Origin of the sequence: Metabacillus bambusae (assembly GCF_017497975.1) — a bacterium.
In the GTDB taxonomy this organism is placed as follows: domain Bacteria; phylum Bacillota; class Bacilli; order Bacillales; family Bacillaceae; genus Metabacillus; species Metabacillus bambusae.
On the sequence record NZ_JAGDEL010000048.1, the window covers coordinates 1 to 5,255 of the forward strand.

Annotated in this window: 5 protein-coding genes; 2 read left to right on the top strand and 3 right to left on the bottom strand. The window is 35.9% G+C overall.

What is annotated here, in order from left to right; genetic code table 11:
* Nucleotides 1-320: 320 nt before the first annotated feature.
* Both nagB and nagA read right to left on the bottom strand, forming a co-directional pair.
* Entirely contained in the window at nt 321-1,067 is a 747-nt protein-coding gene (gene nagB, locus I7822_RS29220; protein WP_207982547.1) for a glucosamine-6-phosphate deaminase, read from the bottom strand.
* A gap of 151 nt (nt 1,068-1,218) precedes the next feature.
* Nucleotides 1,219-2,409 carry an N-acetylglucosamine-6-phosphate deacetylase gene (gene nagA, locus I7822_RS29225; RefSeq protein ID WP_207982548.1) on the bottom strand — a complete coding sequence of 397 codons (1,191 nt, stop codon included), beginning with the start codon at nt 2,407-2,409 and terminating at the stop codon, nt 1,219-1,221.
* A gap of 371 nt (nt 2,410-2,780) precedes the next feature.
* Between nagA and nagE the strand changes: the two genes are divergently transcribed.
* On the top strand, nt 2,781-4,238 hold the full coding sequence (gene nagE / locus I7822_RS29230) for an N-acetylglucosamine-specific PTS transporter subunit IIBC (protein ID WP_207982549.1): 1,458 nt from the start codon (nt 2,781-2,783) through the stop codon (nt 4,236-4,238).
* A 148-nt stretch (nt 4,239-4,386) separates the two neighbouring features.
* A complete protein-coding gene (locus I7822_RS29235; RefSeq protein ID WP_207982550.1) occupies nt 4,387-5,112 on the top strand; it encodes a GntR family transcriptional regulator in 726 nt (241 codons plus the stop codon).
* 47 nt (nt 5,113-5,159) lie between these two features.
* On the opposite strand, the gene I7822_RS29240 is transcribed toward I7822_RS29235, so the two are convergent.
* The coding region (locus tag I7822_RS29240; RefSeq protein ID WP_207982551.1) for an IS3 family transposase at nt 5,160-5,255 on the bottom strand (96 nt) is incomplete at its 5' end.

A 5,255-nucleotide genomic window follows, 5' to 3' on the forward strand; every position in this document is an offset into this window, starting at 1 on the left:
CCATTTAATTTCCTCTGGATAAGGGATTCTTGTACCCATAAGAAAAACACCTCCGCTAGAATCATATTGATTAAATACGACTCAGGAGGTGTTTTTTCCTTGTCTCACTTTATGGGGTCACTTCACTTTAATGTGATTGCGGGCAGGCTTTTTTGTTTAGAAAATTAAAAAATTCTGAGGATAAGCGCTTTGATATCCAGCTCCAGCGCCTAGACCCTCTTAGGTCTACAGCCACTCAGGAATTGAAGACAAAGAACGTCTTCTATTCCTGAGCGTCTTATGTCTGTCGGGTCTGATCAAGGCGCTTGCGCTTTTAATTCTTACCTAAATAAACTAACATCCTTCACACCCAACAAAGCTTCCTCATCAGCGATTATTGTTGCATTTGGATGCTGTTTTAAAATAGAGGCTGGGAAGCTTTCGGTTACATCTCCATTTAGAAGCTTAACCATAGCATCTTGTTTCGCTTTTCCGGATGCTAAAAGTAAGATCTCCTTGCTATTAAAAATTGAATGAATTCCCATCGTAATGGCTTGTGTTGGAACTTCTTCTATACTTGTAAAGTAACGAGCATTTGCTTCTCTTGTTGATTGAGTTAAGTCAACAACATGTGTTCTTGATTGAAAGGAAGTTCCAGGCTCATTAAATCCTATATGGCCGTTACTACCAATTCCTAATAGCTGTAAATCAATACCGCCATGCTGTAGGATCTTGTTTTCATATTCATCACACTCTGTCTGTAAATTAGCATTTATTCCACTTGGGATATTTGTTTGCTGAAGAGAGATATTGATATGCTTAAAAAGATTTTCATACATATAGCGATAATAGCTATTTGGATCATCCTTTGATAAACCGATATATTCATCTAAATTAAAGCTAGTGACCTGTGCGTATGAAGTGCCGTTTTTCTTATAATCTTCTATTAAGTGTTGATAAACTCCTTGTGGTGTACCTCCGGTAGCTAGTCCTAGTGTTAATTTGGGAGTGTTTTTTAACATATTAATGATATATTGTGCAGCTGCAAGACTCATTTCTTGATAATTTTTCACTTCAATTATTTTCATTTATGTCATCTCCAGTGTAAAAAGATAGGGGACAGTCCCCAGCTTAGATTCAGAATAATTCCTTATAATAGATGTGCTTAAGCTTGTTCCATCCCTAATTGAAGTAGGGGTGTAGAACAACTTTCTATTCATTAATGGTAAAGTGAAAACATCACAATTGCTTTGAATAAGCGATTTTCCCTTTACATAAAGTCATAAAAACATCCATTTGATCATCAAGGACAACGATATCTGCATCCTTACCAATTGAGATGCTTCCTTTTCGATCAAAGATATTTAAATGTTTTGCAGGATTTTCAGATGCCATTTTAATAGCACTTTTTATATCACAGCCTGTAAACTCCTGAATGTTTTTAAAGGCATCTTTCATTTTCAATACACTGCCGGCTAATGTGTTTTCGTCTAGTAATGCATGGCCATCCTTCACTGTTACCATCTGACCACCTAAATCATATACCCCATTTTTAAGCCATTTTGCTCTCATAGAGTCTGTGATTAATATCATTCGTTCATCAGTAATTTGATTATAGGCAAGGTTAACGATTTCAGGACGAACATGAATCCCATCAACTATTATTTCCACCATTAATTCATCTCTTAAAAATGCTGCACCAACTATCCCAGGATCTCGATGGTGAAGACCTGTCATTTGGTTGAAAAGATGTGTAACATGACTAAGCCCATTTTCAATCGCCTCTAATACTTGATCATATGTTGCTTGAGAATGTGCGATAGAGCCAATAATATCTTGATTCTTTAAATATTGGAGCACCTCACCACCTCCTGGAAGTTCAGGAGCAAGCGTAACTAGCTTAATATGATTATTAGACAATGCTTGCCATGATTTAAAGGTTTCTAAATTAGGATTAATAATATGGTGTATTGGTTGTGCACCAGCTTTATCCTTATGAATAAAAGGTCCTTCCAAGTGAATACCTAAAATTTCTGCATTACCTTCTGATTGAAAAGAGTCGATATATTCTCCCGCATTCCTTAGAGCTTTTACAATGGCATTAGTATCCTCAGTCATTGTCGTCGCTAAAAAGCTTGTAGTGCCTTCCCTTGGAAGAGTGGATGACATAATATCGAGAGCCTCTTGCGTAGCATCCATTGTATCAGCACCATTTGCTCCATGAATATGAATATCGATCATTCCGGGTATAATACTAAAATCATCAGGAATGTTAATGATTTGATAATCTGATGCATCTGTAAGATCATTCGTTGGTCCAATTTCTGTGATTTTTCCGTCATCTATTTTAATATAGGCATTTTTAATTACTTGATTTTCTGCATAAGTTGTTCCATATCGAAGCATTACCTTTTTCGAAGATGAATTCATAGCCATGTACTCCTTCTTTTTCTTCTAATTTGATAATTTAAGAATAGCACTAAAATATATAGTTGTCTATACCAGTTAAGGGCGATATACGTCGTTTTTCCATAAATTATTACAATAACCATTATATAAAATAAAAATTGGTATAGACATCTATATGGTTAAGTGTTACTATGAGGTTGTGAAACGCTTCCAAATATGAAGGGAGAGGTAAAAAAGCATAATTTTTAACATAGTATTGAAATCATAAGTGCTTCATAATGCAGTATCTCCTGGACTAGTATTTTTACTACTTTTTTGAAAAGTTATCCTGAAAATAATCATTTTTTTAAGTTACAACTGGGGTATGAATTTTTGATAGGAGGAAAGAAAAAATGATGAAATATTTACAAAAAATTGGTCGCTCATTGATGTTACCAGTAGCAGTATTACCAGCTGCAGCAATCTTGATGGGGATTGGTTATTGGATTGATCCAGCAGGTTGGGGAGCAGGGAGTCCTTTAGCAGCATTCTTAATTAAAGCTGGTTCCTCAGTAATCGACAATATGGCAATCTTATTTGCAGTAGGTGTAGCATTGGGGATGTCTAAGGATAAAGATGGATCAGCAGCACTAAGTGGGTTGGTAGCATTTCTAGTTGTTACAACCTTGCTCTCAACAAACTCTGTAGCGATGCTGCAAGGTATTGATGCAGAAAATGTAAATCCCGCTTTTATAAAAATAGAAAATCAATTTATTGGAATACTTTCAGGGATCATCGCTTCTATTATGTACAATCGCTTCAGTCATGTACAATTGCCAGCAGCATTATCCTTCTTTAGTGGTAAACGTTTAGTTCCTATTATGACAGCTATAGCAATGTTACTGGTTTCAGCAGTATTGTTCTTTGCATGGCCAGTGATTTTTACAGGATTAGTTACATTTGGTACATGGATTAGTCAATTGGAGTTTGTTGGTGCAGGGTTATATGGATTCTTTAACAGACTATTGATACCAACAGGATTACATCATGCCCTAAATTCAGTGTTCTGGTTTGATGTTGCAGGAATTAATGACATTGGTAACTTCTGGGCAGGGACTGGAACAAAGGGAATAACAGGAATGTATCAAGCAGGATTCTTCCCAGTAATGATGTTTGGATTGCCTGCAGCAGCTTTAGCTATGTATCATACTGCAAAAACAACTAGAAAAAAACAAGCTGCGTCCTTGTTATTAGCTGCTGGTTTTGCTTCATTCTTTACAGGTGTTACAGAACCATTGGAATTTTCTTTCATGTTCCTAGCACCAGCACTTTATGTGGTTCACGCAGCATTAACAGGTATTTCTTTAGCGGTTGCAGCGTTTTTTCATTGGACAGCAGGATTCAGCTTCAGTGCTGGTTTAGTTGACTTTGTTTTAAGTTCAAAACTTCCTTTGGCGAACCAACCATTTATGCTACTGCTTCAAGGTTTAGTTTTTGCCGTTATTTATTATGTATTATTCCGCTTCTTAATTACGAAGTTTAACTTAGCGACTCCTGGTAGAGAGGCAGATACTGATGAAGATCTTGAGGAAGGCGAATCTATAGGCTCAGCAACAACAGAAAATAAATTTGCTGTAATGGCTGCAAAGATTTATGATGGCTTAGGCGGAGATGCAAATGTGACGTCTGTTGACAATTGCGTTACACGCTTAAGAATTGAAGTAAAAGACATGGATGCAGTGGATCAGAATAAGATTAAATCTACAGGTATTCCTGGTATCAACATTGTTGGACCACAAAGCATTCAAGTTATTGTTGGAACACAAGTACAATTTGTAGCTGATGAAATGGAAAAAATCCGTAGAAGTTAATAGATAAAAAAACATAAAAACTACCTGGTACGTATAAATACAGGTAGTTTTTTGTTTACGTTCTAGGAGATAATGTAATTGTATAAAAGTGGGACTATTACTATAATGGCAATAGCGAATATTAGCGAAATTGAAAGGAGATCTAAATGTGATTGACAAAAATTCTCCTCTTCCATTGTACTATCAGTTAGAAGAGCATATAAAACAAACAATTGAATCTGAGAAATTGATGCCCGGTGATTCATTGCCTTCAGAAAGGGAACTCTCAGAAAGCTATCAAATAAGCCGGATGACTGTTCGACAAGCGATTACAAACTTAGTAAATAAGGGATACCTCTTTAGAGAAAAAGGGAAAGGGACCTTTGTTTCAAATCAAAAGTTTGAACAAAATTTACAAGGACTAACGAGTTTTACTGAAGATATGAAGGCTCGTAAATTAGTACCAGGAAATAAATTATTACATTTTGAAATTTTCCCCGCTGACCAAGATATAAAAGAACGCCTTGATCTCGGAGAAGAAGAGCTTATTTATAAAATAAAGAGACTACGTTTAGCAAATGAAGAACCGATTGCTTTAGAGACGAGTTATCTACCAGTCAAACTGGTTCCAGGATTAACTCCAGAGATTTTAGAGGAATCGTTATATACTTATATCGAGGACGAACTACATTTAAACATCGGTCATGCTACACAAACTGTTGAGGCTGCAGTTGTTAATGAAGAAGACATTAAACATTTGAACGTAAAAAAAGGATTGCCTGTTTTACTTATCCAGAGAGAGACATATTTAGAAAATGGAATACCACTTGAACTTGTCAGGTCTTCTTATCGAGCGGATCGGTATAAGTTTAAGATTGATATTGAAAGAAAATGAGTTAAGAGGCTGACAATGATCTGAACCCAAAAAGTTAGACATGAATATTAAGCAGCTTCCTGGGCATGAGTTCGGTATTGAACCGGACTCATGCCTTTTAATTTTTCCTTAATTCGTTTGTGATTGTAATAGTAAATATAATC

Bases quoted from the DNA above. Each gene is read 5' to 3' on its own strand.
- nagB (WP_207982547.1), bottom strand. From the start codon at position 1,067: ATGAAAATAATTGAAGTGAAAAATTATCAAGAAATGAGTCTTGCAGCT.
- nagA (WP_207982548.1), bottom strand. From the start codon at position 2,409: ATGAATTCATCTTCGAAAAAGGTAATGCTTCGATATGGAACAACTTAT.
- nagE (WP_207982549.1), top strand. From the start codon at position 2,781: ATGATGAAATATTTACAAAAAATTGGTCGCTCATTGATGTTACCAGTA.